This is a genomic window from Pseudomonas sp. MWU13-2105, from assembly GCF_023242315.1.
Taxonomy (GTDB): domain Bacteria; phylum Pseudomonadota; class Gammaproteobacteria; order Pseudomonadales; family Pseudomonadaceae; genus Aquipseudomonas.
On the sequence record NZ_JALLIY010000006.1, the window covers coordinates 142,881 to 169,023 of the forward strand.

Below are 26,143 nucleotides of genomic sequence, written 5' to 3' on the forward strand. Positions count from 1 at the left end.
TCCAGGGAAGACCGTCTACCCATGTCCACTTCAACTCTGTTCGGCCGCCGGCGCCTGTTACTCGCGCTGCTGCTCATGCCCCTGCTGCTGTCCCTCCAGGTCCAGGCCGAGCCGGCCAAGCGCCTGCGCATCGGCATTACCCTGCACCCTTATTACAGCTACGTGGCCAATATCGTCGGCGACAAGGCCGAGGTGGTGCCGCTGATCCCGGCCGGTTTCAATCCCCACGCCTACGAACCCCGGGCCGAGGACATCAAGCGCATCGGCACGCTGGATGTGATCGTGCTCAATGGCGTCGGTCATGACGACTTCGCCGACCGCATGATCGCCGTCAGCGAAAAGCCGGATATCGCTGTGATCGAGGCCAATGAAAACGTGCCGTTGCTGGCCGCCACCGGCACCGCCGCGCGGGGCGCCGGCAAGGTGGTCAACCCGCACACGTTCCTCGCCATCAGCGCTTCCATCGCCCAGGTCAACAATATCGCCCGGGAACTCGGCAAGCTCGACCCGGACAACGCCAGGACCTACACCGCCAATGCCCGCGCCTATGGCAAGCGCCTGCGGCAGATCCGCGCCGACGCCCTGGCCAAGCTGACCCAGGCGCCCAACGCCGACCTGCGGGTGGCGACGGTGCATGCGGCCTATGACTACCTGCTGCGCGAGTTCGGCCTGGAAGTCACCGCCGTGGTCGAGCCGGCCCATGGCATCGAACCAAGCCCGAGCCAGTTGAAGAAGACCATCGACCAACTGCGCGAACTGGATGTGAAGGTGATCTTCTCGGAGCTGGACTTCCCGTCCACCTATGTCGAGACCATCCGCCGCGAGTCGGGGGTGCGGATCTACCCGCTGTCACATATTTCCTATGGTGACTACAGCGCCGACAAGTACGAGAAGGAAATGACCGACAACCTGAACACCGTGGTCCGGGCGATCCAGGAGGCCGGGGCATGACGGCTGCCGAACGCATGACGGTAGCGGCCATCGGTCCGACCCTCGATTTCGCCGGGGTGAGCCTGGCACTCGGGCGCACCCGCATTCTCGACAACGTGACCTTCCAGGTCCGCCCCGGTCATATACACGCCCTGGTCGGGCCCAACGGCGGTGGCAAGAGTTCGCTGATCAAGACCCTGCTCGGGCAGATGCCCCACCAGGGACGCCTGAGCCTGGAATGGTCGGACAAAAACACCCCAGATCCAACTTGTGGGAGCGCAGCCTGTGAGAGTGCAGACCTCAGGAATGCAGACTGTGGGAGCGCAGCTTGCGCGCGAAGAGGACCGGGAGAGCGCCAGAAGCTTCGCGGGCAAGCTGCGCTCCCACAGGTTGCGCTCTCGCGGACTGTGCCCCCACAAGCACTGCAGCGAATCATCGGATATGTGCCCCAGGCGATGGAGTTCGACCGCGGGTTACCGATGACCGTCGACGATTTCATGGCCGCCATGTGCCAGCGCCGCCCAGCCTTTCTCGGCCTGTCCCGGCATTTCGCCGGGGCGATTGGCGAGGCCCTGGAACGGGTCGGCATGCAGGACAAACGCAAGCGCCGCATGGGCGCCTTGTCCGGTGGCGAACGGCAGCGGGTATTGCTGGCCCAGGGGCTGATTCCCGCGCCGCAGTTGCTGGTGCTCGACGAGCCGATGTCGGCCCTGGACGAGGCCGGCATCCAGGTTTTCGAGCACTTGCTGCTCGACTGGCGCCGCGCCGGCATCACCGTGCTCTGGATCGAACATGACCTGGAAGCGGTCAAGCGCCTGGCCGACCGGGTCACCGGCCTCAATCGCCGGGTGCTGTTCGACGCCTCGCCGGCCGAGGCCCTGACCCCGGACCGCCTGCTGACCCTGTTCTCCACCCATCCGCGCAGCCTCAACGAGGAGACCCGGGCATGACTTATGAAGCTTTTCGCCTGATGATCCAGGGCTGGGCCTCGTCCGGTTTCCTGCCGGCGGCGCTGGCCTACGGCTTTGTGGTCAACGCCCTGCTTGCCGGGCTGTTGATCGGCCCGGTGCTCGGTGGCCTCGGCACCCTGGTGGTGGTCAAGCGCTTTGCGTTCTTCTCCGAAGCAGTGGGCCACGCGGCGCTGACCGGCGTGGCCATCGGTATCCTGCTCGGCGAACCCTACACCGGCCCCTACGGCAGCCTGTTCGGCTACTGCCTGCTGTTCGGCGTGCTGCTCAACTACCTGCGCAACCGCACCGGACTGGCACCGGACACCCTGATCGGGGTGTTTCTCTCGGTGTCCCTGGCCCTCGGTGCCAGCCTGCTGCTGGTGCTGGCCGGCAAGATCAACGTGCATATCCTGGAAAACGTGCTGTTCGGTTCGGTGCTGACGGTCAATGGCGACGACCTGCTGGTGCTGCTGATTGTCGGCAGCCTGGTGATGGGCCTGAGCCTGCCGTTGTACAACCGCATCATGCTGGCCAGTTTCAACCCGCAACTGGCGGCGGTGCGCGGCGTCGCGGTGAAAACCCTCGACTACCTGTTCGTGGTGCTGGTGACGCTGATCACCGTGGCGGCGGTGAAAGTCATCGGCGCGATCCTGGTGGGCGCCCTGCTGGTGATTCCGGCCGCTGCCGCGCGCCTGCTCAGCCAGTCGCTCAAGGGTTTCTTCTGGATCTCCGTGGCGATTGCCAGCGTCAGCACCCTCTGCGGCATCCTGCTGCCGATCCTGTTCGACCTGCCCGTGCCGTCCGGCGCGGCGATCATCCTGATGGCCGGTAGCGCCTTCGCCTTCGCCGCCATTGCCCGCGGTACCGTACCCAGTCTCAAAGGGAATATTGGATAAATGCCTGTTTTTCGCCCCCTGGCGCTCGCCCTGGCCCTGAGTGGCCTGTACAGCACAGCATCGTTCGCCAACCCGGCGCCGATGCCGATCACCACCAATCACGGCCTGGATAATGCGGCGTTGCACGCCAGCAGCGCGGCCAGGCCGCTGCGCGTCCTCGCCAGCCTGCCAATCACCTACGGCCTGGGCGAGATCCTGCTCAAGGACAGCGGCGTGGAGCTACAACGCGCCGTCGACGCCAACCTGCCGGGCAGTCGCCAGAGTGCCTATTTCAGCGGACGCGGGGCCGCGGCCCTGGAAAAGCTGGCGAGCAATGCCGACGCGGTGATCGGCCTGCGTTCGCTGTGGCCCGAGGACCCGCTCTACCCCATGGCCCGGCGCAGCAATGTGCGGATCGTCGAAGTCGATGCGGCCCGTCCGGTGGACGGTGGCCTGGCGGGTATCGCGGTGCAGCCGGGCAAGGGTGTGGACGGCTTGAACAGCCAGCCCTGGCTGTCGGGCAACAACCTGGGGCGGATGGCCGATGTGATTGCCGCCGACCTGGTGCGCCTGGCGCCCGAGGCCAAACCGAAGATCGAGAGCAACCTGGCGAGCCTCAAGCAGCGTCTGCTCAAGCTCAGCGCCGAAACCGAGGCACGCCTGAGCCAGGCCGACAATCTGGCGGTGGCCAGCCTGTCGGAGCGTTTCGATTACCTGATGGGCGGGCTGAATCTGGAAGTGATCAAGGTCGCTGTGCGGACCGACGATGCCTGGACGCCTGAAGCCCTTGAGCAGTTGAGCCAGACCCTCAAGGCCAACGAGGTGAAGGTGGTGCTGGATCATCGCCAGCCGAGCGAGCCGGTCAAGGCGGCGATTGTCGCAACGGGGAGTCGATTGCTGGTGCTCAGCGGTGAAGAAGCGGACCCGTTGCTGGAGCTTGAGTCCTCGATCGACCAGGTACTGACGGCGCTAAAGGATCCGTGGTAGACGTGAGCTAAAGACTGAACACGATCCTGTAGGAGCAGGGCTTGCCCGCGAGCAGGCCTTCAGGATCGCTGAAGGCCTTGCCGGCAAACCACGCGTTTAAAAGTTACGCCGTCGCCTGGGCGTCCATCTTCTGGCGCAGGCTCAGCGGACGCATATCGGTCCAGACCTCTTCGATATAGTCCAGGCACTCTTTCTTGAAACCGCTTTTACCCACAGCGCGCCAGCCATTGGGGATCGCCTTGTAGTCCGGCCAGATGGAATATTGCTCCTCGTGGTTGACCACTACCTGGAAGAGGATGTCGTCGCGGTCGAATACTGAAGTCATTGCTGTTCTCCGTCGTGTGGGGATGACGCCGCGCCAGCTGCGCAGCGCTCGTGTAGAAGGAAACGTTCGAACCCGGCAAAAAATTACAGACCGGCCACCGCCGCCGCCAGCGCCGCGCCGAAAATCCGTGCCACTTCGTCAATCTGCGCCGCACTGATCACCAGCGGCGGCAAGAACCGCACCACCGCGCCGTGGCGCCCACCCAGTTCGAGAATCAATCCGCGCTTGAGGCACTCGCGCTGAATCAGCGGCGCCAGGCGCGCAAAGGCCGGCGGATGGCCCTGGGCATCCGGGATGCCGCTCGGATCAACCAACTCGACCCCCAGCATCAAGCCGCGCCCACGGATATCGCCCAACTGCGGGAAATCCTGCTGCAAGGTGTGCAAGTGCTCGCTCAAGCGCGCGCCCATGGCCGCCGCATGCGCCGGCAGATCGTGCTCCTTGAGATAACGCATCACCGCGGAACCGGCGGCCATGGCCATCTGGTTGCCGCGGAAGGTCCCGGCATGGGCGCCCGGGGCCCAGGTGTCGAGCCAGTCGCGATAGACCATCACCGCCAGCGGCAGGCTGCCACCAATGGCCTTGGACATCACCACCACGTCCGGAATGATCCCGGCGTGTTCAAAGGCAAACATCTTGCCGGTACGCCCGAAACCGCTCTGGATTTCGTCGACGATCAGCGCCACGCCGGCCTGCTCGGTGATCCGCCGCAGGCCGCGCAGCCAGTTGAGGTCCGCCGGGATCATGCCGCCCTCGCCCTGCACCGCTTCGACAATGATCGCCGCCGGCAACTGCACACCGCCCTCGGGATCGTTCAGCAGGTTTTCCAGGTAATGCAAATTGACCTTCACCCCCTGCGCGCCACCCAAACCGAACGGACAACGGTAGTCGTAAGGATAAGGCAGGAACTGCACGCCATTGCCCAGCAGTGCGCCCAATGGCTTTTTCGGCCCCAGGCTGCCCATCAGGCTCAGGGCGCCCTGGCTCATGCCGTGGTAGGCGCCCTGGAAGGACAATATCGTGCTGCGCCCCGTCGCCGTGCGCACCAGTTTCAACGCGGCTTCCACCGCATCGGTGCCGGTGGGGCCGCAGAACTGGATCTTCGCTTCCCTGGCCAGGGGCTTGGGCAACAAGCCGAACAGGTCCTGGACGAACTGGTCCTTGACCGGCGTGGTCAGGTCGAGGGTGTGCAGCGGCAGCTCGTCGGCCAGCACCTGCTGGATCGCCTCGATCACCACCGGGTGGTTGTGCCCCAACGCCAGGGTCCCGGCCCCGGCCAGGCAATCGATGAAACGCCGGCCCTCGACATCCTCGACATACAGGCCCCCGGCACGCTTGAGCGCCAGCGGGATACGCCGTGGGTAGCTCCGGGCGCTGGATTCCTGGCGACTCTGGCGGGCCAGAATCGGCGACTCGTCGAACTGATAGAGCGTGCCAACCGGCAGCTGACTGGCGGCGACCGGTAGCTTTTCGATAAGGCTGGTAGCGACTGACATCTCTCGATCCCTCAATACTCGGCTGATATTGACCAAAACCCCGTGCCCGCACGCGAATGCCTGCAGGCTTTGTGTTCTGGAAACGCACCAGCGCCGCCAGGATTTACACCCGGGCGGCGCTTTGCATCAGGAGTTTTTTACGCGAGAGGGTTCAGGTTGCCCGCAACGGCATGGTCAGCTCGACCCGCAGCCCGTCGGGACGGCTGTCGAAGTGCAGCACGCAACCGCACCGCTGGACGATGGCGTTGACAATCGCCAGCCCCAGGCCGCAACCGCTGCTCGTGCTGTTGCGCCAGAAACGCTGGGTCAGGTGTTGCAGATCGTCCGGGGCGATGCCCGGGCCGTGGTCGCGGACCTGGAAGCGCACGCGGTTGCCGATGGTTTCCACGTTCAATTCCACAGGGGCATCGCCCGGAGTATGGCGCAGGGCGTTGTCCAGCAGGTTGCGCAAGGCGGCGATGGACAGGGTCGAAGGCATTTCCAGTGGGGCCGCGGAGAAGTTTTCCGCGAGGTGCAAGGCGATACGGCCACGGTTGCCATTGGCCGAATCCTGGATCGCCAGGCGCGCCACCTGCTCGGCATTGCACTGCACACCGTCGTCGAACGACAGGCTGCCTTCGACCCGCGCCAGCAGCAGCAACTGCTCGAGGGTCCGGTGCAGGCGGTCGGTAGCGGCCTCGGCGTGGGCCAGGGACTGGTCACGGGCCGCGCCTTCGGTCATGCGCGCCACTTGCAGGTGGGTCTTGATCGCGGTCAGCGGGCTGCGCAGTTCGTGGGCGGCATCGCCGGTCAGGCGACGCTCGCGCTCGATGGTCTTGCCGATGCGCTGGAACAGCTGGTTCTGGGTGTCCAGCAGCGGCTGCAACTCGCGCGGCAACGGCTGCACCTGCAAGGGTTCCAGGGAGTCGGCGCTACGCCGCATCAAGGCATCGCGCATGCGGTTGAGCGGCGCCAGGCCCTGGCCGATCCCCAGCCAGAGCAGGCACAGGCAGCCCAGCAGGGCCACGCCGACCGGCACCGAGGCCGCCAGCAGCACCGAGAGATTCAGTGCCTCGCGCTCGACCTGGCGGTCGGCGGTGGTGATGTGCACATCGCCACGCACCAGGGTGAAGCTGCGCCAGGGCGCGCCGTCGATCATCTGGTCGTGGAAGCCGGCGGCCCGGTCCTCCAGGGCCTGTTCCGGGTTATTGTGGCTGCGGGCGAGGATCTCGCCGCGCAGGGAACTGACCTGGCAGGCCATGCCACCAGGAATATTAAGCTGTTCGGCACTGAAATGGGTGCCGTCGCCCTTGCTCGAAATCGGCGGCAATTGCTCCAGCAGCCCGGCGACCATGCGTGCCGACGCCACCAGGCGCTGGTCGAGGGAAAACATCATCTGGTGCCGCAGGTCGCTGAGCATCCAGGTCGCGGCCAGGGCCCAGATCAGGATGAACGCCGCGCCGATGGTCAGGCTCAGGCGCAAACGCAGGCTCATCATGACGCGGAGTCCTCGTTACCCGCCGGGCCCAGTCGATAGCCGAGGCCGCGAACGGTCTCGACGATGCCATTGCCCAATTTGCGCCGCAGATGGTGGATATGCACGTTCAATGCATTGCTTTCCAGTTCGTCACTGAAGCCGTAGACGCTGTCCTTCAGTTGCTCGCTGGAGAGGACCCGGCCACGATTGTGCAACAGCGCCTGCAACAAGGCTTGTTCGCGCCGCGAGAGGTCCACCGGCTGGCCGTCGAGCAGGGTCACGCGGCTGCTCGGGTCGTAGCTCAGGACGCCGTGCTCGATCAGGTTGACGCTGCGCCCGGCCACGCGCCGCAGCAGGGTTTGCAGGCGGGCGAAGAGTTCGCGCAGGTCGAAGGGCTTGAGCAGGTAGTCGTCGGCACCGGCCTGCAGGCCGTCGACCCGGTCGGTGACCGAGTCGCGGGCGGTGAGGATCAGCACCGGAATCTCCAGGCCCTTCTGGCGCAGTTGCGCCAGGAGTTTCAGGCCGTCTTCGTCGGGCAGTCCAAGGTCAAGTACCATCACGTCGAACTCCGCCGCGCGCAGCATGGCTCGCGCGGCCGCGGCGCTGGCGACATGCTCGACGGTCATGCCCTGGGCGGTCAGGCCGGCCTTGATGCCGCTGGCAATCAGCTCGTCGTCTTCGCAAACCAGTACATGCATGGGGATACCTGCGCAAATGTGTCAATTGGAACGCAAATGGATTAAGCGACGATTATGCCGCCAATAGCCGCAGAACAGTTAATCGCCCCGCGCCTGCAAAGTCCGTGTACAACCCGGATAATATCGGGTTAATGATCGGTTAATCGCCTGCTTGCAGGCTGGCCCCACTTGCCACGTTTCTAAGGCTTTTTTATGCGTTGGTTGTTGACCTTTGTTTTTGTCCTTTTCGCAGGCCTGGCCCAGGCCGGTAACGATCCGTTCGCGGTAAAAAAACCGGACTTCCTGCCCGTCGACAAGGCCTTCAACTTCAGCAGCGAAACCTTGCCCTCGGGGCAAACCCGGCTGTACTGGCAGATCGCCGACGGCTACTACCTCTATCAGAAACGCCTGAAGCTCGACGGCCTCGACCCGGCCCAACGACCCGCGCTGCCCGAAGGCGAGCACCACAGCGACGAGTTCTTCGGCGACCAGCAGGTCCATCGCAGCGAGCTTGAATTGCTGATCCCGGCAGGCGCCACTGGCCGGGTCAACGTCGGCTGGCAGGGCTGCGCCGACGCCGGCCTGTGCTACCCGCCACAGAGCAAGACCGTCGATCTGGGTGGCAAGCCCCCGGCGGCCAAGGCGCAAGGCCAGGCACAGGACCAATCCCTGGCCGCCAACCTGCAACACAACGCCCTGGGCTGGAGCCTGCTGGCCTTCTTCGGCCTCGGCCTGCTGCTGGCGTTCACCCCATGCATGCTGCCGATGCTGCCGATCCTCGCCGGCCTGGTGGTGGGCAGTGGCGCCAGTCCACGGCGGGGCTTTGCCCTGGCCGGCAGCTATGTAGCCTGCATGGCGCTGGTGTACGCCGCGCTGGGCATGCTCGCGGCCCTGCTCGGCGGCAACTTGCAGGCGCTGCTGCAACAACCCTGGCTGTTGGGCAGTTTCGCCGCGCTGTTCGTGGTGCTGGCCCTGCCGATGTTCGGTTTCTTCGAGTTGCAATTGCCGGCGGCCCTGCGTGATCGCCTGGAAAACGCCGGCAGCGGCCGCCGCGGCGGCAGCCTGGTGGGAGCCGGGGTGCTCGGCGCGCTTTCCGGCCTGCTGGTCGGCCCGTGCATGACCGCGCCCCTGGCCGGCGCCCTGCTGTATATCGCCAAGAGCGGCAATATCGTCGAAGGCGGCCTGGTGCTGTTCACCATGGGCATCGGCATGGGCTTGCCGCTGTTGCTGCTGGTGACCGTCGGCAGCCGCTTCCTGCCCAAGCCGGGATCCTGGATGGACCGGGTCAAGGCGGTGTTCGGTTTCCTGTTCCTCGGCACCGCCGTGCTGATGATCCGGCCGGTGGTCAACGAGTCGCTGTGGCTCGCGCTGTGGGGCGCGTTGCTGCTGATCGTCGCCTGCAGCTGCATCTGGCAACAGACGCGCCAGCCGGGCGCCACCGCCCTGCTCAGCACCTGTGCCGGCGTCCTGCTCGGCCTCTGGGGTTCGCTGCTGGTGGTCGGGGCCGCGGGTGGCAGCACCGAGCTGTGGCGACCGCTGCACGTCTATACCGGGGCGGCCGCGGCCAACGGCGCGAGCGCGACCGGCGATGCCTTTGTCACCCTCGATGACCCGGCCGCCCTGCAGCGCGAACTGGACACGGCCAAGGCCCGGGGCCAATGGGTGCTGGTGGATTACTACGCCGACTGGTGCGTGTCCTGCAAGATCATGGAGAAAACCGTCTTTTCCCGCGCCGAGGTCCAGGCCGCCCTGGGCGATGTACGCCTGCTGCGCCTGGATGTGACCAACGACAACGCCGCCAGCCGCGCATTGCTCGGCCGCTACGAAGTACCGGGGCCGCCGACCCTGCTGTGGCTCGCGCCGGACGGCGAGGAACGCCGGGCCAGCCGGATTACCGGCGAAGTCGATGCCAAGACTTTTCTGCAGAACTGGAACAGCACACGGGACGCTCGCTGATGCTCACCCTGACCCTCGGCACTTTCGCCCTGTCGATCAACCACCTGCTGTTGCTGCTCGCCCTCGCCCTGGCGACGCTGGTGGGCTGGCGGGTGGCGAAAAGGGGCGGGGAAAACCCGGAGTCGGTGCTGTTCGGGCTGTTCATGCTGGCCATGCTCATCGCGCGGGTCAGCTTCGTGATCGCCTACTGGGCGTATTTCCGCGACGACCCGTTGCAGATGCTCGATATCCGCGACGGCGGCTTCCTCGCCTGGCCGGGCTTGCTCACGCTGCTGCTGGGCGCGCTGTTCTTCTGCTGGCGGCGTCCGGCCCTGCGCCGGCCGCTGGGCTTGGGCATGGGCAGCGGCCTGGCGTTCTGGCTGCTCGCCAGCCTGTCGATGACCCTCTATGAACAAGGCACGCACCTGCCGGAAATCACCCTGCGCAATGCCCAGGGTCAGGAGGTGCAGTTGCGCGACTACCAGGGCGGCCCGCTGGTGATCAACCTCTGGGCCACCTGGTGCCCACCGTGTCGGCGGGAAATGCCGGTGTTGCAAAAAGCCCAGCATGAACGCCAGGACGTGACCTTCCTGTTCGTCAATCAGGCCGAAAGCATGCAGAGCGTCAGCACCTTCCTGATGACCCAGGGCCTGAACCTGAACAACGTGCTGTTCGACGGTACCGGCAAACTGGCCCAGAGCGTCGGCTCGATGGCCCTGCCCACCACCCTTTTGTACAACGCCGAAGGTCGCCTGCTCGGCACCCACCTGGGCGAATTGTCCGAGGCCAGCCTGGCCCGGGCCCTGGAAAACTTCGGTCCGCCCAAATCCACTTCGGCCGTACCTGCCACAGCAAGGAAACCGCTATGCCCTTCCACCGCCACCTGCTGAACCTGAGCCTGAGCACCGCGCTGGGCGCGTTGCTGCTGCAAGCGCCTGTGTCGCAGGCCGAAGAACTGCCCGCGCCGATCAAGAGCATCGAAGCCAAGGGCGCGAAAATCGTCGGTAGCTTCGACGCGCCGGGAGGCCTGCGCGGCTATGCCGCGCAGTATCAGAACCGGGGCATGGCGCTGTACCTGACCGCCGATGGCAAGCACGTGGTCGCCGGCAACCTGTATGACGCCGACGGCAATGACCTGACCCAGGCGCCGTTGCACAAGCTGGTGTATGCGCCGATGGCCAAGCAGGTCTGGGGGCAGATGGAGAAGAGCAACTGGATCGAGGACGGCAAGAAGGATGCGCCGCGCACCGTCTATCTGTTCAGCGACCCGAACTGCCCGTACTGCAACATGTTCTGGGAACAGGCGCGGCCATGGGTCGAGTCCGGCAAGGTGCAGTTGCGCCACATCATGGTCGGGATCATCCGCGAGGACAGCGCGGCCAAGGCCGCCGCGCTGTTTACCGCCAAGGACCCGCAACTGGCCCTGCATGACCATGAGAAGGCCGGCAAGGGCAGCAAGCTCAAGCCGCTGGACACGATTCCGGCGGATATCCAGGCCAAGCTCGATGCCAACATGAAGTTGATGGAAGACCTGGAGCTGTCGGCCACCCCGGCGATTTTCTATCTCGATGAGAATGGCGACCTGCAACAGCAGCAGGGCGCACCGTCGCCGGACAAGCTGGTGAAGATTCTCGGGCCGAAGTAAGCGCCAGGCTTACCCCATTGCCAGTTAAGACGATTTAAAACCGAGTGCGGTCCTGTGGCGAGCGGGCTTGCCCGCTCGCCACAAGTGTTCCTTCAGAGATCCTTCAGGGTTCGACAGCAGGCTCTCATTACAACCCCTCCAGCTCCGCCAGCAGGTCGCTCAGGCGATCGACCTGCTCCTCGCTGATCTCATTGGCCTCCAGCCCATTGATATAAACCGCCAACGCCTCCACCGTGCCGCACTCGAACATCGCCCGCAGCGGCACGTTGCGCTGCAAGACCTTCTGCACCCGCGAGGCGATCTGCGTGGCCAGTAGCGAGTGCCCGCCCAGTTCGAAGAAATTGTCGCGCGCCCCGACCCGCTCGACCTTCAACACCTCGGCCCAGACCCCGGCCAACGTCTGCTCCAGTTCGTTGCGCGGGGCCAGGTAGTCCCGGCTGGCCAACTGGCCGATCGCCAGGGCCGGCAAGGCCTTGCGCTCGAGCTTGCCGTTGGCGTTCAACGGCAAGGCGTCCAGCCACAACCAGTGCAACGGCACCATGTACTCCGGCAACTCGGCCCGCAGACGCTGCCGGATCCGCTCCAGCCGCTCGGTGGCACCCAGGGCCGAATCCGTCGCCACCAGGTAACCCACCAGGTGCTTGCCGTTGACACCGTCCTGAACCCCGACCGCCGCCTCGCGGACCTCCGGCTGCTCATGCAGGCGCGCCTCGATTTCCCCCAGTTCGATCCGGTAACCACGGATCTTCACCTGATGGTCGATCCGCCCGACATACTCCAGCACCCCGTCGACACGTCGCCGCGCCAGGTCACCGCTGCGATACAGGCGCTCGCCCGGCCCGCCGAACGGATGCGGCACAAATACCCGCGCGGTGCGTAGCGGGTCGCCGACATAACCGCGACCGACCCCGGTCCCGGCCACGCACAACTCACCCACCGCACCCGGCGGTACCAGTTCATCGGCACCGTCGAGCAGGTACAAGCGGTTGTTGTCGGTCGGCAGGCCGATCGGCAGGTAGCTCCCGCGCGTCGAAGCCTCGTCGACGCGGAAGAACGCCACATCATCCGAACACTCCGCCGGACCGTAGGCATTCACCAGCCCGACCTGTGGATAACGTTGCAACCACTGATAGGCCAGCTCGGGCGGCATCGCCTCGCCGGTCGGCAACAGCCAGCGCAGGCCGTCGAGGCTGACCGGGTCGAGGGCGAGCATGCCCTGGATCAACGACGGCACGCTTTCCAGCACACTGATGCCCCGCTCCCGGACATGTTCCAGCAAGCCTTGCGGATCATGGGCCAGGGCATTCGGCACGATCGCCACCCGCGCGCCGAACAGCGGCGCGGCGAGGAACTGCCAGACCGAGATATCGAAACTTTGCGAGGCCGTCTGGGCAATCACATCCGCCTCGCCCAGTTGCAGGTATGGCACCTTGCTCAACTGGTTGTTGAGCATGCCGCGCTGCTCCAGCATCACGCCTTTGGGCAAACCGGTGGAACCCGAGGTATAGATCACGTAGGCCAGATTGTCCGGGCCACTGTGGATACCGGGGTTGGACGATGCGTACGCGCCCTGTTGAACCTCTTCCCAGACCAGCAGCCGCGGTCGCAGCGATTCGGCGAGCGCTTCCAGCAACCCCCGCGCCCGCTCCAGGCAATCCTGGGTGCAGACCAGCAACGGCGTGCGGCTCAACTCGACGATCCGGCTCAGGCGCGAGCCCGGCAAGCCCGGGTCCAGCGGCAGGTAGCCAGCGCCGGCCTTGAAGCTGCCAACGATCATGCCCAGTAGCTCCAGACCGCGTTCGGCCAGCAGCGCCACGGGCTGATCGAGACCGACACCGGCCTGAACCAGCGCATGCCCCAGACGGTTGGCCCCCAGGTTCAATTGCTCGTAACTGTGCTGCTGATCCAGGCAACTCGCCACGATCCGTTGCGGATGTTGCGCCACCCGCGCCTCGAACAGCGCCACATAGCTCTGCTCCAGCGGGTAGGCGCGCTCGCTCTGGTTGCAGCCGTGCAGCAGGAACTCGCGCTCACCCTCGCCCAACAGCGGCAAATCGGCCATATCGCCGTGCAAACCGTCCATCAAGGCCAGCAACAGGCGTTTGAATTCGCCAAGCAGGCGCTCGACGCTGGCCGCCTCGAAATAACGCCGGTCGTAGGACAGGTGCAGCCCGAGGTCATCGCCCGGATAGCAGACCGCCGTCAGCGGGAAGTTGGTATGGGTCCGGCCCGAGTCCGAGGTGGCGTTGAAGCTCTGCGCATGGTCGAGTACCGAGACCTGCACCGGGGCGTTCTCGAATACGAACAGGCTGTCGAACAGCGGTTGCCCCTTGGGCAGTTCGCTGTGCGCCTGGATATTCACCAGCGGCAGGTATTCGTACTCGCGCAGTTCCATATTGTGCGCCAGCAGCCCGCTCAACCAATCGCGCACGCTGCAAGTCACGCCGTCCGGCGGCAGTTTCACCCGCAGCGCGATGCTGTTGATAAACAGGCCGACGGTGCGCTGCATCTGCGGCATGTCCACCGGCCGACCGGCCACGGTGACGCCGAACAGCACGTCGCGATCACCGCTGCAGCGGCGCAGGAGCAAGGCCCAGGCCGCCTGGGCAAAGGTGTTCACGGTCAGTTGATGTTGCTGGGCCAGCTCGCGCAAGCGTGCGCCATCCCGGACATCGAGACGGGTATGGCAGTCTCCCACCCGCATGCCGCCGGTAGCCCCGGCATGCTCGCGCAGGAACGGCCGGTCACTCGGGATATGGGTGGCGCGCTCGAAGCCTTGCAGGTTGCGTTTCCACCACTGCCGGGCCTGCCCCAGGTCCTGGCGTTGCAGCCAGCCGATATAGTCGCGGTAGCGCGGCGGCTGCGGCAGCCGCGCTTCACGGCCCTCGCCCAGGGCCGTGTAGATTTCGAAAAAATCGTCCATCAGCAACGAGCGGCACCAGGCATCGATCAGGATATGGTGGTTGCTCATCATGAACCAGTAGCGTGCCGTGCCGAGCTTGATCAGGCGCAGGTGGAACGGTGCCTCGCGGAGCAGATCGAAACCGGCCTCGCGCTCGCTTTCGAGCAAGGCCTGCAGGCGCGGTTCATGGCTGGCCTCGGCTTCGAGGCTCCAGTCCAGGTATTCGAAGGGCGTGCTGCCCGGCTTGTGGATAACCTGCAACATGTCTTCGCCGACGTTCCAGCAGAACGACGCGCGCAGGGCTTCGTGACGGGCGCTCACCTGCTGCCAGGCCTCGGCGAAACGCCGCGGGTCCAGTTCGCTGTTGATACGGTAGCGGTCCTGCATGTAATAGAGGCCGGTGCCCGGTTCCAGCAAGGTGTGCAGCAACAGGCCTTCCTGCATCGGCGTCAGCGGATAGACATCCTCGATCCGCGCGGCCGGCACCGGCAGCGCGTCGAGCTGCGGCTGGGTCAGGCGCGCCAGCGGGAAGTCCGACGGGGTCAGGCCGCCGTTGCCGTCGTTCAGGCAGTGTTCGATCAGGCTGTCCAGTTCGCCCAGGTAGGCCTGGGCCAGTTCGGCGACGGTCTGTGGGGCGAGACGTTCACGACTGAAGGTCCAGCGCAGCACCAGTTCACCGCCATACACCTGGCTGTCGATGCTCAACTCGTTGGGCAACGGCGCTTCCGGCGAATGGGCCTGCCCCGCCGATTCGTCCAGCAGCCGGAACAGCGCCGCGTCGCCAAAACCATGGTCGAACTGTCCCAGGTAGTTGAAGGTGATCGGCGCCTGCGGCAAGGCCGCCAGCGCCGCGCGATGGGCCGGGTCAGCGAGGTAGCGCAGCACGCCATAGCCCAGGCCCTTGTGCGGCACACCGCGCAATTGCTCCTTGATTGCCTTGATCGAGGCGCCCTGTCCGGCGGCCTCTTCGATCAGGCATGGGGTCAGGCGCACCGGGTAGGCGCTGGTGAACCAGCCCAGGGTACGGCTCAGGTCGATCTCGTCGAACAGGCCTTCGCGGCCATGGCCTTCGAGCTGGATCAGCGCCGAATCGCTAGCGGTCCAACGACAGATAACCCGCGCCAGGGCGGTCAGCAACAAGTCGTTGACCTGGCTGCGATACGCCACCGGGACCTGTTGCAACAAGGCCCGGGTGCGCGCCGCCGGCAGGCGCACGCTGAGGCTCTGCGCATGGCGGTTGTGCCCTCCACCCTGGCGATTCAGTCCGGGCAGCTCGGCCACCGGGCCAGCCAGTCGCGCCTGCCAGAGGGCCATTTCTTCGCGCAGCGATTCACTGCCGGCATAGGCCTGCAAGCGCGCCGCCCAGTCGCGCAAGGCGCTGGTCTTGGCCGGCAGTTGCACAGGTTGGCCGTCGATCAAGTGGGTATAGGCGGTTTGCAGATCGTCCAGCAGGATGCGCCAGGAAACGCCGTCCACCACCAGGTGATGAATCGCCAGCAGCAGGCGTTGTTCCCCCTGCGGCCCGTCCACCAGCAAGGCCCGCAGCAACGGCCCCTGTTGCAGGTCGAGGCTGCGTTGGACCTCGCTGTAGAGCTCGGTGCACTGCGTGAAGTCCGCGACACGGACCTGCTGCAACACACTGGCTCGCGTCGCTGCCGCGTACTCCGCCAGCCACTGGCCATGGCGCCGGGTAAAACGCAGGCGCAACGCGTCGTGGTGTTCCAGCAGGGTCAACAGCGCCTGCTCCAGGACATGCGGTTCAAGGAGACGGGTCGGTGCCAGCAGGACCGCCTGGTTCCAGTGCTGGCGCTCGGCAATCGCGCTCTCGAAGAACCAGTGCTGGATCGGCGTCAGGCCCGAGGCCCCACTCAGCAGGCCTTGCTCGGCGACGCGCCGCTCGCTGCGGCTGGCCACCGCCGCCAGGCTTTGCACGGTCTGGTGCTGGAACAGGTCGCGGGGACTGAAATGAATCCCCTGTGCCCGCGCCCGGCTGACCACCTGGATCGACAGGATAGAGTCGCCGCCCAGTTCGAAGAAGTTATCGTGCAAGCCCACTGCCGAGAGGTTCAGCACTTCGCGCCAGATAGCCGCCAGGGACTGCTCCAGCTCGTTGCCCGGCGCCACATAGCGTTGGCGGTTGAGCTCCGGATCGGGGGCCGGCAAGGCGCGGCGATCGAGCTTGCCGTTGCCGGTCAGCGGCATCTGCTCCAGCAGGATCAGGTGCGCCGGCACCATATAGTCCGGCAACTGGCGCTTGAGATGCAGCTTGAGCGCCTCGCGCAAGACCGCCTGTTCGGCATCGCCCTGCGCGGCCACGGCGCTGCTCAGATACGCCGCCAGTTGCCGACCGCCGGGCATCTCCAGCGCCAGGACCAGCGCCTCGCGAATCGCCGGATGTTCCAGCAGGCGGTTTTCGATCTCCCCCAGCTCGATGCGGAAACCGCGAATCTTCACCTGCTGGTCGACACGCCCGAGGTACTCCACCTGACCGTCGGCCAGCTGGCGCACCCGATCGCCGGTACGGTACAGGCGCCCGCCATCGGCCGAGAACGGATCGGCGACAAAACGCTCGGCGGTCATGCCGGGACGCTCATGATAACCCTGGGCCAGGCCCGCGCCGCCGACATACAATTCGCCAGTGGCGCCTTGTGGCAGCAATGCCAGGTCCTCATCGAGGATAAACGCCACCCGCGCACCGACCATGCGACCAATCGGTACGCTGGCGACGCCCTCCGCCAACTGCTCCGGGGCGAGACTGGCCAGGGGCATGACCACGGTTTCCGTGGGGCCATAGGCATTGAAGAACAGCCGCGGCTTGAACGCCGCGCGAATCCGCTGCAGGTGCTCGCCGGTCAGGGCTTCGCCGCCGGTGATGCACAGGCGCACCGGCAAGGTCCGGCCCTGGGTCGCCAGCCATTGCGCCAACTGGCTGCCATAGCTGGGGGTAAAACCGAGGACATTGACCTGCTGCTGGTCGATCAACTGGCAGATCTGCTCGGCATCCCATTGCCCCTGGGCTCGCAGTACCACGCGGGCACCGCTGAGCAGCGGCACCAGCAGGCGCTCGGTGGCGGCATCGAAGTTGATCGAATAGAAATGCAGTTCGCAATCGTCGGGCCGCATCGCGAAACGCCGGATCACCGCCTGGCAATGCATGGCGATTTCGCCATGGGATACCAGCACGCCCTTGGGCTTGCCGGTGGAGCCGGAGGTGTAGATCAGGTAGGCCTGATGCTGCGGCAAGTTGATCAACGGCAGCTCGCTGGCGGGATAGTCGGCCAGGGTCGGGCCGTCCTCTTCCAGGCACCAGCTCGCCACGCCGCTGGGCAGTGGCCCGAGGGCGTCGAGCAAGGCGGAGTGGCTCAGCAGCAAGCCGACGCCGCTGTCTTCAATCATGTAATGCAGGCGCTCCAGCGGGTACTCCGGGTCCAGCGGCACATAGGCGCCGCCGGCCTTGAGGATCGCCAGCAGACCGACCACCAGCTCCAGCGAGCGTTCCAGCGCCAGGCCGACCCGTACCTGCGGGCCGACGCCCTGCTCGCGCAGGCGCCAGGCCAGGCGATTGGCGCGACTATCGAGCTCGCCATAGCTCAGGGTCTGGCCGGCAAAGGTCAGCGCCGGAGCGTCCGGACGGGCCACGACCTGTTGGCCGAACAGGCTCTGGATGCACTGGTCCAGGCGCTGTTCGCCGGCCTCGATCGCGAGGCTGTCGTGCAACGCCTGTTGCTCGTCGGCCAGCAGCAGCGGCAGCTCGCAGAGGCGTTGTTGCGGATCGTCCAGCAAGGCCGACAGCAGGTTGCGCCAATGGCCGGCCATGCGCGCGATACGCGGTTCGTCGAACAGGTCGGTGCTGTAGGTCAGGCAGCAACCCAGGCGCTGGTCGAGGTCGGTGACTTCCAGGTTGAGGTCGAACTTGGTCGCCCGGGCATCGTTGACCAGGTACTCCACGCTCATCCCGCCGAGGCGCCGGCTTTGCTGGAACTCCCAGCGCTGCACATTGCACATCACCTGGAACAGCGGGTTGTAGGCCGCGCTGCGTGACGGTTGCAGGGCCTCGACCAGTTGGTCGAACGGCAGGTCCTGATGCGACTGGCCTTCGATCACGGTATGCCGGACCTGCTCGAACAGTTCGCCGACGCGCATCTGGCCGTCGAGCCGGCAACGCAGCACCTGGGTATTGAGGAAGGCGCCGATCAGGCCTTCGCTTTCCGGGCGGATCCGGTTGGCCACCGGTGCGCCGATGCGCAAGTCGCCCTGGCCGCTGTAGCGATAGAGCAGCACGGCCAGGGCGGCGGTCATGGTCATGAACAGGGTCAGGCCGTGTTCGGCATTGAAAGTACGAACCCGTGCGGCCAGGGCGTCGTCGAGATCGAAGCGGTACAGCTCGCCGCGGTGGCTTTGCACCGGCGGCCGTGGACGGTCGCCGGGCAGCTCCAGCAAAGGGTGTTCGTCCCCCAGTTGCGCGGTCCAGTAATCCAGCTGGCGCTGGCGCTCGCCGGACTCCAGCCATTCGCGCTGCCAGGCGCTGTAATCCAGGTACTGCACGGCCAGTGGCGCCAACGGCGACTCGCGACCTTCGGCAAAGGCTTCGTAGAGCGCGCTCAGTTCGCGAGCGAAGATATCCATCGCCCAGCCTTCGGTGACGATATGGTGCAAGGTCAGGACGAAGTAATGTTCCTGCTCGCCGGCCTTGACCAGGCAGGCCCGCAGCAAGGGCCCGCTTTCCAGGTCGAACGGCTGGTGCGCCTCGCTGTCCGCCAGTTGCCGCAGGCGCTGCTCAGACGTTGCACGATCGAAGGCGGAGAAATCCTTCAGCGCCAGGCGCAGGCCGGTCTCCGCCGCGACCCGCTGACAGGCCACGCCATCGACGCTCGGGAAGGTCGTGCGCAAGGTTTCGTGGCGCCGGATCAGCGCCTGCAACGCCGCCTCGAAACTGCCCAGGTCCAGCACCCCGCTCAAGCGCGCCATGCCACCGACGTTGTAGGCCGGGCTGTCCGGCTCCATTTGCCAGAGGAACCACATGCGCTGCTGGGAATAGGACAAGGGCACCGGCCGGCTGCGGTCGACCGGCTGGATCGCGGTTTGCAGGTTACGTCGACCGCAAGCCTGGAGCAGCCGGACCTGTTCGGCGAAAGCCGCCAGTTCGCTGGCTTCGAACAACACCCGCAACGGCAGCTCGACATCGCAGGCCTGGCGGGTGCGGGAAATGATCTGGGTGGCCAGCAACGAATGACCGCCAAGGGCGAAGAAGTCATCCCGCAGGCCGATGCGCGGCTGGCCGAGCACTTCGCGCCAGATCGCGGCGATCTGCTGCTCCAGCGCGCTGCGCGGCTCAAGGTGCTCGCGCAGCTGCCACTGCGGTTCCGGCAGGGCCCGGCGATCCAGCTTGCCGCTGGGGCCCAGGGGCATGGCGTCCAGGCGCACCAGTTGCGCGGGCACCATATAGTCCGGCAATACGGCAGCCAGCGCGGTCTTGAGGCGTTGGTTCTGCTGTGCTTCGGGACCGTCGTTGACGGCGCTGGTGTAGTAGCCAATCAACTGTGCGCCGGCCGCACTTTCGCGTACCAGCACCACGGCCTGGGCCACCTCGTCGTGGGCCAGCAGCCGTGCTTCGATTTCCTGCGGCTCCAGGCGCAAGCCGCGCAGCTTGACCTGCTGGTCGAGACGGCCGAGGTATTCCAGCACGCCATCGGCATTCCAGCGCACCCGGTCGCCGCTACGGTACAGGCGAGCGCCCGCCTCTCCCAGCGGGTCGGCGACAAAGCGCTCGGCCGTCAACCCCGGCCGCCCCAGGTAACCCCGGGCCAGGCCGATACCGCCGATGCACAGCTCACCGGGGACACCGGCGGGCAGCGGATTGAGCTCGGCATCGAGGACCCGCACAAGCACGTTGCCCAGCGGCCGGCCGATGGGCGAGCGCTCGCCGTCCGTGACCTGGCAGTGCCAGTGGGTCACGTTGATCGCGGTTTCGGTCGGGCCATAGCGGTTATGCAATTGCACATTCGGCAAGGCTTCCAGGGTCCGGTCACGCAGTTCGGCGGACAAGGCTTCGCCACCGGAAAACAGCCGCCGCAAACTGCCGCAAACGGACACCCGCGGCTCATGAACGAAGAGTTGCAGCAACGCCGGAACGAAGTGCAGCGTGGTCACGCCGTAGGTCTGCACCAGTTGCGCGATTCGCCGCGGGTCGCGGTGTTCGCCAGGCCCGGCGAGCACCAGGCGGCAGCCGCTGATCAGCGGCCAGAAACATTCCCAGACCGACACGTCGAAGCTGATCGGAGCCTTCTGCATCAGCACGTCGCTTTCATCCAGCCTGTAGGTCGCCTGCATCCATTGCAGGCGTTCGGCCAGGGCCGAATGGGTGTTGCCGACGCCCTTGGGCTGGCCGGTGGAGCCGGAGGTATAGATCACATAGGCGAGGTGCTCGCCTTCCAGGTGCAGGCCCGGCGCCTGGCTCGGCCAGGTGTCGAGCTTGAGCAGGTCGAGGGCGATGGCGCTGACCCCGGGGGCCAGCGGCAAACTGTCGAGCAGATGACTCTGGGTCAGCAGCAATTCGACGCCGCTGTCGGCGAGCATGTAGGCCAGGCGCTCGGCCGGATAGTCCGGGTCCAGCGGCACATAGGCGCCGCCGGCCTTGATAATGGCGAGCAGGCCGATCAGCAGTTGCGGCGAGCGCTCGGCGGCAATCGCCACCCGTACGTCCGGGCCGACGCCCTTGTCGCGCAGGTAATGGGCCAGGCGATTGGCCTGGGTGTGCAAGCTGGCGAAGTCGAGGCTACCGCCCTCCCAGAGCAAGGCGATGCGCTCCGGGGTCAGCCGGGCCTGTTGTTCGAGCAGCTCCGGCAACCATTGCCGGGCCGGGGCACAGGCCGCCGCGGCCCATTCGATCTGCTGCGCCTGTTCAGCGTTATCCAGCAGCGCTACATCACCAATCGCCCGCTGTGGCTGGGCGCAGACTTCACGCAACAGGCTGACGAAATGCCCGGCCAGGCGCTCGATGGTCGGCGCGTCGAACAACTCGTCGGCGTAGTCGAAGGACAGGCTCAGGCGACCGCCGCGGTCTTCCTCGCTGTGCAGTTGCAAGTCGAACTTGGCTTCGCGGCTGTGCCAGGGCAACTCCTCGGCCAGCAGGCCGGGCAAACGGCGCAAAGCCCCGAGGTCACGCTGCTGGTGGTTGAACAGGACCTGGAACAGGCCCTGTTCGCGGGCTTGCGGGAAGGCTTCGAGCAGTTGTTCGAAGGGCAGGTCCTGGTTCGCCTGGGCTTCGAGCATGGCCTGGCGGGTGCGGGCCAGCAGCGCGCTGAACGGCAGGCGCGCGTCCAGCTCGACCCGCAGCACCAGGGTGTTGATAAAGAAGCCGATCAGGCCCTGGGTTTCCAGGCGCGGACGGTTGGCGCCGGGCACGCCGATGCGGATGTCCCGCTGGCCGCTGTAGCGGTGCAACAGCCCCTGGAACACCGACAGCAGCAGCATGAACGGCGTCGACTCGAAGGCCTGGGCGGTCTGGCGCACCGCCTCGCCCAGCGTCTTGTCCAGACGCAGGGTCAAGCGTTCGGCGCTGTAGCGTTTTTGCGCCGAGCGCGGGTGGTCGGTGGCCAGGTCCAGGGTCGGCGGTTCGGCGCCGCCCAGGCGGGTTTTCCAGTAATCCAGCTGCCGCTGGCCTTCGCCCCGGGCCAGCCATTGGCGTTGCCAGCCGGCGTAGTCGGCATACTGCAACGGCAATGGCGCCAGCTCGGCAACCTGGCCTTGGGTCGTGGCGGCGTAAAGCCTGGCGAACTCGTCCATGAGGATATTCAACGACCAGCCGTCGGCGATGATGTGGTGCAACGTCACCAGCAACTGATGCTCCTGTTCGTCCAGGCGCACCAGCGTCACCCGCAGCAGCGCAGCATTTTCCAGGTCGAACTGGCTGCGCGCTTCGTCCTCGCGGATTTGTCGGGCCCGGGCGGCACGGGCGTCCGCGGGCAATTCGCCGAGGTCGATACAGTGCAATTCGAAGTCGGCCCTGGCTTCGATTCGCTGCAGGGCCTGGCCGTCGCGCTCAAGGAAGCGCGTGCGCAGGGATTCGTGGCGGTCGATCAATTGCTGGAAGCTGCCGCGCAGCGCCGCCTCGTCCAACTCGCCGCGCAGGCGCAGGGCACCGGGGATGGTGTAGGCGCTGCTGCGCGGGTCCAGTTGCCAGAGGAACCACAGGCGGTTCTGCGCCAGGGACTGCGGCAGGTCCTGGTTACGCGCCAGGCGGGCAATCGCGCCCTGGGCCAGGCCGCCGTCCTGCTGCAAGCGTGCCACTTGTGCGCTGAAAGCGCCGAGGGTCGGCGCTTCGAACAACAGGCGCAGGTTCAGTTCGATGCCCAGCGCCTCCCGCAGACGCGCCACCACCTGGGTCGCCAGGATCGAGTTGCCGCCCAGCAGGAAGAAATGGTCTTCGCTGGCGACTTGCGCAACCTGCAACTGTTCGGACCAGATTCGGCCGATCAGCGCTTGCAGTTCGCTGCCGGTGTTATCCACCGCCGCTGCCACATCCGCCTCCGCGTCTGTCGCGCGATCCGGGAATACGGCATAGGCGTCGAGGCTGTCATCGACCAGACGGCTGCGGCAGGCGGAACGTTGCAACTTGCCGCTGGAAGTCTTCGGCAGCCCCCCCGGGTTGAGTAGCACCACCACGCTCGGCGCCTGTTGGTAAGCCTCGGCCACCACCTGGCGGATCGCCTGGATCAGGGCTTGCGGCGGCAGGATCTTGCGCACGCTGCGGCTGATCTCGGCGGCGATGCCGATGCCTTCCTCGCCCTGCTCGCTGACCGCAAACGCCGCCACCCGACCTTTGCGCACCACCTCCACTTCGCGTTCGATGGTCTGTTCAATGTCCTGGGGATAGAGGTTCTGACCACGCACGATCAGCATGTCCTTCAGCCGCCCGGTGATGTACAACTCGCCGTCGCGCAGGAAACCCAGGTCGCCGGTGCGCAGCCAGGTCGCCCCGGCGTGCTCGACAAAGGTCTTGGCCGAGGCCTCGGGGTTGCGCCAGTAGCCCAGGGCGATACTCGGCCCGCTCGCCCAGACCTCGCCAACCTGGTTGTCGGCCAGCACTTGCAGCGTGTTCGCTTCGACCACCCGCACGGCATGCCCGGGCTGGCCGCTGCCGCAACTCATCACCACGTTGCCGTTGCCCGGCTGCGCGCGATTTTGCGCCAGGGCCGCATCGTCCAGGCGCAGCGCGGGAATTCCCCGGCCACGCTGGCCACCGGCGACGAACAGGGTGGCTTCCGCCAGGCCGTAGGAGGCAAACCAGGCATCGGCGTTGAAACCACAGGCGGCGAATTGCCCGGCGAAACGCTCCAGGGTATCGAGGCGAATCGGCTCGGAACCGGAATAGGCCAGCCGCCAGCGGCTCAGGTCCAGGCGCGCCAGCGCGCTGTCGCTGACCCGCTCGCTGCACAGCCGATAGGCGAAGTCCGGGCCGCCGCTGATGGTGCCGCCGTATTCGCTGATCGCCTCCAACCAGCGCAACGGGCGGGCCAGGAAATAGGCCGGCGACATCAGCACACAGGGCACGCCACTGAAGATCGGTTGCAACAATCCGCCGATCAGGCCCATGTCGTGGTAGAGCGGCAGCCAGCTGACGATGACGTCATCGGGGTTGAGATCAATACCGAAACCACGACGAATCAGCAGTTCGTTGGCCACCAGGTTAGCGTGGCTGATCTGCACGCCCTTGGGCAACGCGGTGGAACCGGAGGTGTATTGCAGGAAAGCGATGTCATCGCCGCGCAGCTCGGGTGGGTTCCAAGTGGCGGCCAGCGCGCTGTCCAACCGATCGACGCAGAGCAAGCCGGGAGCCCCGGCGGCGGACAGCTCGGCCATCCGCAACAGCGGTTCGCGCAAGGCCTCCTGGGTCAGGACCAGGCGCGGTTCGGCGTCAGCAATAATCGACAGCAGGCGTTCCTGATGGTGACGCCGGGCGGACTCCGGCGGATAGGCCGGCACCGCGATAACCCCGGCATACAGGCAGCCGAAGAACGCCGCGACATAGTCCGGGCCGCTGGGAAACAGCAGGACCGCCCGATCTCCGACCTGGGCAGTGGCCTGCAAGGCCGCCGCGATGGTCCGCGCCCGCAGGTCGAGGTCGCGGTAATTGAGCAGCGCGCCCTGCTCCTGGTTCTCGGCGAGAAAGCGCAAGGCCAGCCGCTCCGGCGTCTGCGCCGCGCGACGTTGAAGGGCCTGGGCCAGGGTGCTGGGGAGGTCGAACGCATCCATCATGGTATTCCTGCCTGAAGTCGGCCTGCCCGAGGTCTTGAAAATGGGTCGGCCGATTGAATATGAGACGTGAAAAGACAAAGGTGAGGCGCAACGCCGCGGCTCAGCCCGCCGCCCGGGTCGACTGGCGCCGTGCGCGGTTGCGCCAGCGCGCCAGGTGTTCGTCGGCATAACGCCGCAGGCAACGCAGCAGCGCGGCTTGCTGATCGATCAGGTAGAAGTGGTGGCCGTCGAACATGTCCAGGGAGAAACCGACGCTGGTTTCCTCCTGCCAGTCGAGCAGCTCATCGGCGCGGACGCTGTCCTGCTTGCCGCCGAACACATGGATCGGCAACGGCAGCGGCGCCCGTTCGCCGTAGTTGAAACTGCCGCAGAGCAGGAAGTCGGCACGCAGGATCGGCAGCATCAGTTGCATCAGGTCACTGTTGCCCAGGGTTTCCTCGGCCGTGCCCTTGAGTTCGCGCAGGCGTTCGAGCAACTGCTCGTCGGTTTTCGCCAGCGCGTACTGGCTGACATCGCGCCGCAACGGTCCGGCCGTGGCCGACACGAACAGCGCCAATGGCAGCGGCAAGCCACGCTCACGCAGCACATGCACCAACTCGAACGCCAGCAGGCCACCCAGGCTGTGGCCGAAGACGGCATAGGGTTGCTCGAGATCGCCGGCGATCTCTGCGGCCAGTTGCCGGGCCAGGGACTGGATATCGCTTTGCAGCGGCTGGTTCATCCGCATGCCACGCCCCGGCAACTCCAGCGGCGAGACCTGCAGCCACTGCGGCAGCTGGCGCCGCCAGCGCTGGTAGAACGTGGCGCTGGCGCCGGAATAAGGAAGGCACAACAGTCGCAACCCGGGGGAGGTGTTCATGCCCAGCCACCCTTGATGAAAACCATGTCGCCCTCCTCGAAGATACCGATCCTGGGCCGTGCGGGTGCCCGGCCTGTTCTCCATGAAGAACGGATGGCCGGCGGGAATAATTAGTCCCGGCATCCCTCGGCAATGCCGCTGACAGCGCACGCCGTAGCCGTCGGTTTGCACTCGCGCGCAGCATGATTAATTATTTTTCTCATTTGACAATAATTATCATTCATCCTACTTTTATGTCCGCCACGCCGGGCACCTCTCACGGCTCTGCCCCGCTACCTATTCGCTACAAGGTGATTTCCATGATGGAACATGCATCCACAAGCAAGTGCGATTCACCGCTGCTCCAGGCCTTTGTCGACAACCGCCTGATCCTGGTCAAGATCGCCGCGCGGATCACCGGTTGTCGCTCGCGCGCCGAGGACGTGGTGCAGGACGCCTTTTTCCGCCTGCAGTCGGCGCCGCAGATCACCTCCTCGTTCAAGGCCCAGTTGAGCTACCTGTTCCAGATCGTGCGCAACCTGGCCATCGACCACTACCGCAAGCAGGCGCTGGAGTTGAGGTATTCGGGGCCGGAAGAGGAAGGCTTGAGCGTGGTGATCCAGGGCGCGTCGCCGGAGAACTCGCATATCAATTTCCGCGCGCTGGAAAATATCGCCGACGCCCTCGGCGAGTTGCCGCAGCGCACCCGCTATGCGTTCGAGATGTATCGACTGCACGGCGTGCCGCAGAAGGACATCGCCAAGGAACTTGGCGTATCGCCGACGCTGGTGAACTTCATGATTCGCGATGCGCTGGTGCATTGCCGCAAGGTCTCGGCAACCCGCGGCAACAACCTGGCACGACGTTGAG

14 protein-coding genes are annotated in these 26,143 nt (G+C 65.9%); 8 read left to right on the top strand and 6 right to left on the bottom strand.

Annotated features, from left to right (window positions below):
• Positions 1–21 precede the first annotated feature (21 nt).
• The 4 genes from M5B96_RS10455 to M5B96_RS10470 all read left to right on the top strand — a co-directional run bounded on the left by M5B96_RS10455 (position 22) and on the right by M5B96_RS10470 (position 3,742).
• Positions 22–951 (top strand): metal ABC transporter solute-binding protein, Zn/Mn family, encoded by a 930-nt coding sequence (locus tag M5B96_RS10455; RefSeq protein ID WP_248796638.1) that lies wholly within the window; start codon positions 22–24, stop codon positions 949–951.
• Positions 948–1,880, top strand: a complete 933-nt coding sequence (locus M5B96_RS10460) for a metal ABC transporter ATP-binding protein (protein WP_248796639.1) — start codon at positions 948–950, stop codon at positions 1,878–1,880. Before M5B96_RS10455 ends, M5B96_RS10460 begins: the two co-directional genes overlap by 4 nt.
• Positions 1,877–2,776: a metal ABC transporter permease gene (locus M5B96_RS10465; RefSeq protein WP_248796640.1), complete on the top strand. Its 900-nt coding sequence runs from the start codon at positions 1,877–1,879 to the stop codon at positions 2,774–2,776. Before M5B96_RS10460 ends, M5B96_RS10465 begins: the two co-directional genes overlap by 4 nt.
• Before the next feature lie 81 nt (positions 2,777–2,857).
• Positions 2,858–3,742 (top strand): metal ABC transporter solute-binding protein, Zn/Mn family, encoded by an 885-nt coding sequence (locus M5B96_RS10470; protein ID WP_412548600.1) that lies wholly within the window; start codon positions 2,858–2,860, stop codon positions 3,740–3,742.
• Positions 3,743–3,845: 103 nt separating this feature from the next.
• Here M5B96_RS10470 and M5B96_RS10475 read toward each other — a convergent pair whose 3' ends face one another.
• From M5B96_RS10475 to M5B96_RS10490, 4 genes are all read right to left on the bottom strand, one after another.
• Positions 3,846–4,067, bottom strand: coding sequence for an MbtH family protein (locus M5B96_RS10475; RefSeq protein WP_248796642.1), 222 nt, complete (start codon positions 4,065–4,067; stop codon positions 3,846–3,848).
• Between the two features lie 83 nt (positions 4,068–4,150).
• Complete coding sequence (locus M5B96_RS10480; protein WP_248796643.1) at positions 4,151–5,563, bottom strand: aspartate aminotransferase family protein; 1,413 nt, start codon at positions 5,561–5,563, stop codon at positions 4,151–4,153.
• A gap of 151 nt (positions 5,564–5,714) precedes the next feature.
• Positions 5,715–7,040 (bottom strand): ATP-binding protein, encoded by a 1,326-nt coding sequence (locus M5B96_RS10485; RefSeq protein WP_248796644.1) that lies wholly within the window; start codon positions 7,038–7,040, stop codon positions 5,715–5,717.
• The gene (locus M5B96_RS10490) at positions 7,037–7,717 is read right to left on the bottom strand and encodes a response regulator (RefSeq protein ID WP_248796645.1); all 681 of its coding nucleotides are present in this window, start codon (positions 7,715–7,717) and stop codon (positions 7,037–7,039) included. The genes M5B96_RS10485 and M5B96_RS10490 overlap by 4 nt, the downstream gene beginning before the upstream one ends.
• Positions 7,718–7,909: 192 nt before the next feature.
• On the opposite strand from M5B96_RS10490, the gene dsbD reads away from it, so the two are divergent.
• From dsbD to dsbG, 3 genes are read left to right on the top strand one after another with little or no spacing between them, the layout of a single operon-like run.
• The gene (dsbD, locus tag M5B96_RS10495) at positions 7,910–9,652 is read left to right on the top strand and encodes a protein-disulfide reductase DsbD (RefSeq protein ID WP_248796646.1); all 1,743 of its coding nucleotides are present in this window, start codon (positions 7,910–7,912) and stop codon (positions 9,650–9,652) included.
• The gene (locus M5B96_RS10500) at positions 9,652–10,521 is read left to right on the top strand and encodes a TlpA disulfide reductase family protein (RefSeq protein ID WP_248796647.1); all 870 of its coding nucleotides are present in this window, start codon (positions 9,652–9,654) and stop codon (positions 10,519–10,521) included. Before dsbD ends, M5B96_RS10500 begins: the two co-directional genes overlap by 1 nt.
• The gene (dsbG, locus tag M5B96_RS10505; RefSeq protein ID WP_248796648.1) at positions 10,497–11,276 is read left to right on the top strand and encodes a thiol:disulfide interchange protein DsbG; all 780 of its coding nucleotides are present in this window, start codon (positions 10,497–10,499) and stop codon (positions 11,274–11,276) included. The genes M5B96_RS10500 and dsbG overlap by 25 nt, the downstream gene beginning before the upstream one ends.
• 127 nt (positions 11,277–11,403) lie before the next feature.
• On the opposite strand, the gene M5B96_RS10510 is transcribed toward dsbG, so the two are convergent.
• Positions 11,404–24,435, bottom strand: coding sequence for a non-ribosomal peptide synthetase (locus tag M5B96_RS10510; protein ID WP_248796649.1), 13,032 nt, complete (start codon positions 24,433–24,435; stop codon positions 11,404–11,406).
• A gap of 100 nt (positions 24,436–24,535) precedes the next feature.
• A complete protein-coding gene (locus M5B96_RS10515; RefSeq protein WP_248796650.1) occupies positions 24,536–25,294 on the bottom strand; it encodes a thioesterase II family protein in 759 nt (252 codons plus the stop codon).
• Between the two features lie 299 nt (positions 25,295–25,593).
• On the opposite strand from M5B96_RS10515, the gene M5B96_RS10520 reads away from it, so the two are divergent.
• Complete coding sequence (locus M5B96_RS10520; protein ID WP_248796651.1) at positions 25,594–26,142, top strand: RNA polymerase factor sigma-70; 549 nt, start codon at positions 25,594–25,596, stop codon at positions 26,140–26,142.
• Position 26,143: the final 1 nt, after the last annotated feature.

Coding starts and splice junctions, on each gene's coding strand:
- M5B96_RS10490 (WP_248796645.1), bottom strand. CDS start 7,717: ATGCATGTACTGGTTTGCGAAGACGACGAGCTGATTGCCAGCGGCATC.
- M5B96_RS10480 (WP_248796643.1), bottom strand. CDS start 5,563: ATGTCAGTCGCTACCAGCCTTATCGAAAAGCTACCGGTCGCCGCCAGT.
- M5B96_RS10485 (WP_248796644.1), bottom strand. CDS start 7,040: ATGATGAGCCTGCGTTTGCGCCTGAGCCTGACCATCGGCGCGGCGTTC.
- M5B96_RS10455 (WP_248796638.1), top strand. CDS start 22: ATGTCCACTTCAACTCTGTTCGGCCGCCGGCGCCTGTTACTCGCGCTG.
- M5B96_RS10460 (WP_248796639.1), top strand. CDS start 948: ATGACGGCTGCCGAACGCATGACGGTAGCGGCCATCGGTCCGACCCTC.
- M5B96_RS10475 (WP_248796642.1), bottom strand. CDS start 4,067: ATGACTTCAGTATTCGACCGCGACGACATCCTCTTCCAGGTAGTGGTC.
- M5B96_RS10500 (WP_248796647.1), top strand. CDS start 9,652: ATGCTCACCCTGACCCTCGGCACTTTCGCCCTGTCGATCAACCACCTG.
- M5B96_RS10465 (WP_248796640.1), top strand. CDS start 1,877: ATGACTTATGAAGCTTTTCGCCTGATGATCCAGGGCTGGGCCTCGTCC.
- M5B96_RS10515 (WP_248796650.1), bottom strand. CDS start 25,294: ATGAACACCTCCCCCGGGTTGCGACTGTTGTGCCTTCCTTATTCCGGC.
- dsbG (WP_248796648.1), top strand. CDS start 10,497: ATGCCCTTCCACCGCCACCTGCTGAACCTGAGCCTGAGCACCGCGCTG.
- dsbD (WP_248796646.1), top strand. CDS start 7,910: ATGCGTTGGTTGTTGACCTTTGTTTTTGTCCTTTTCGCAGGCCTGGCC.
- M5B96_RS10470 (WP_412548600.1), top strand. CDS start 2,858: ATGCCGATCACCACCAATCACGGCCTGGATAATGCGGCGTTGCACGCC.
- M5B96_RS10510 (WP_248796649.1), bottom strand. CDS start 24,435: ATGATGGATGCGTTCGACCTCCCCAGCACCCTGGCCCAGGCCCTTCAA.
- M5B96_RS10520 (WP_248796651.1), top strand. CDS start 25,594: ATGATGGAACATGCATCCACAAGCAAGTGCGATTCACCGCTGCTCCAG.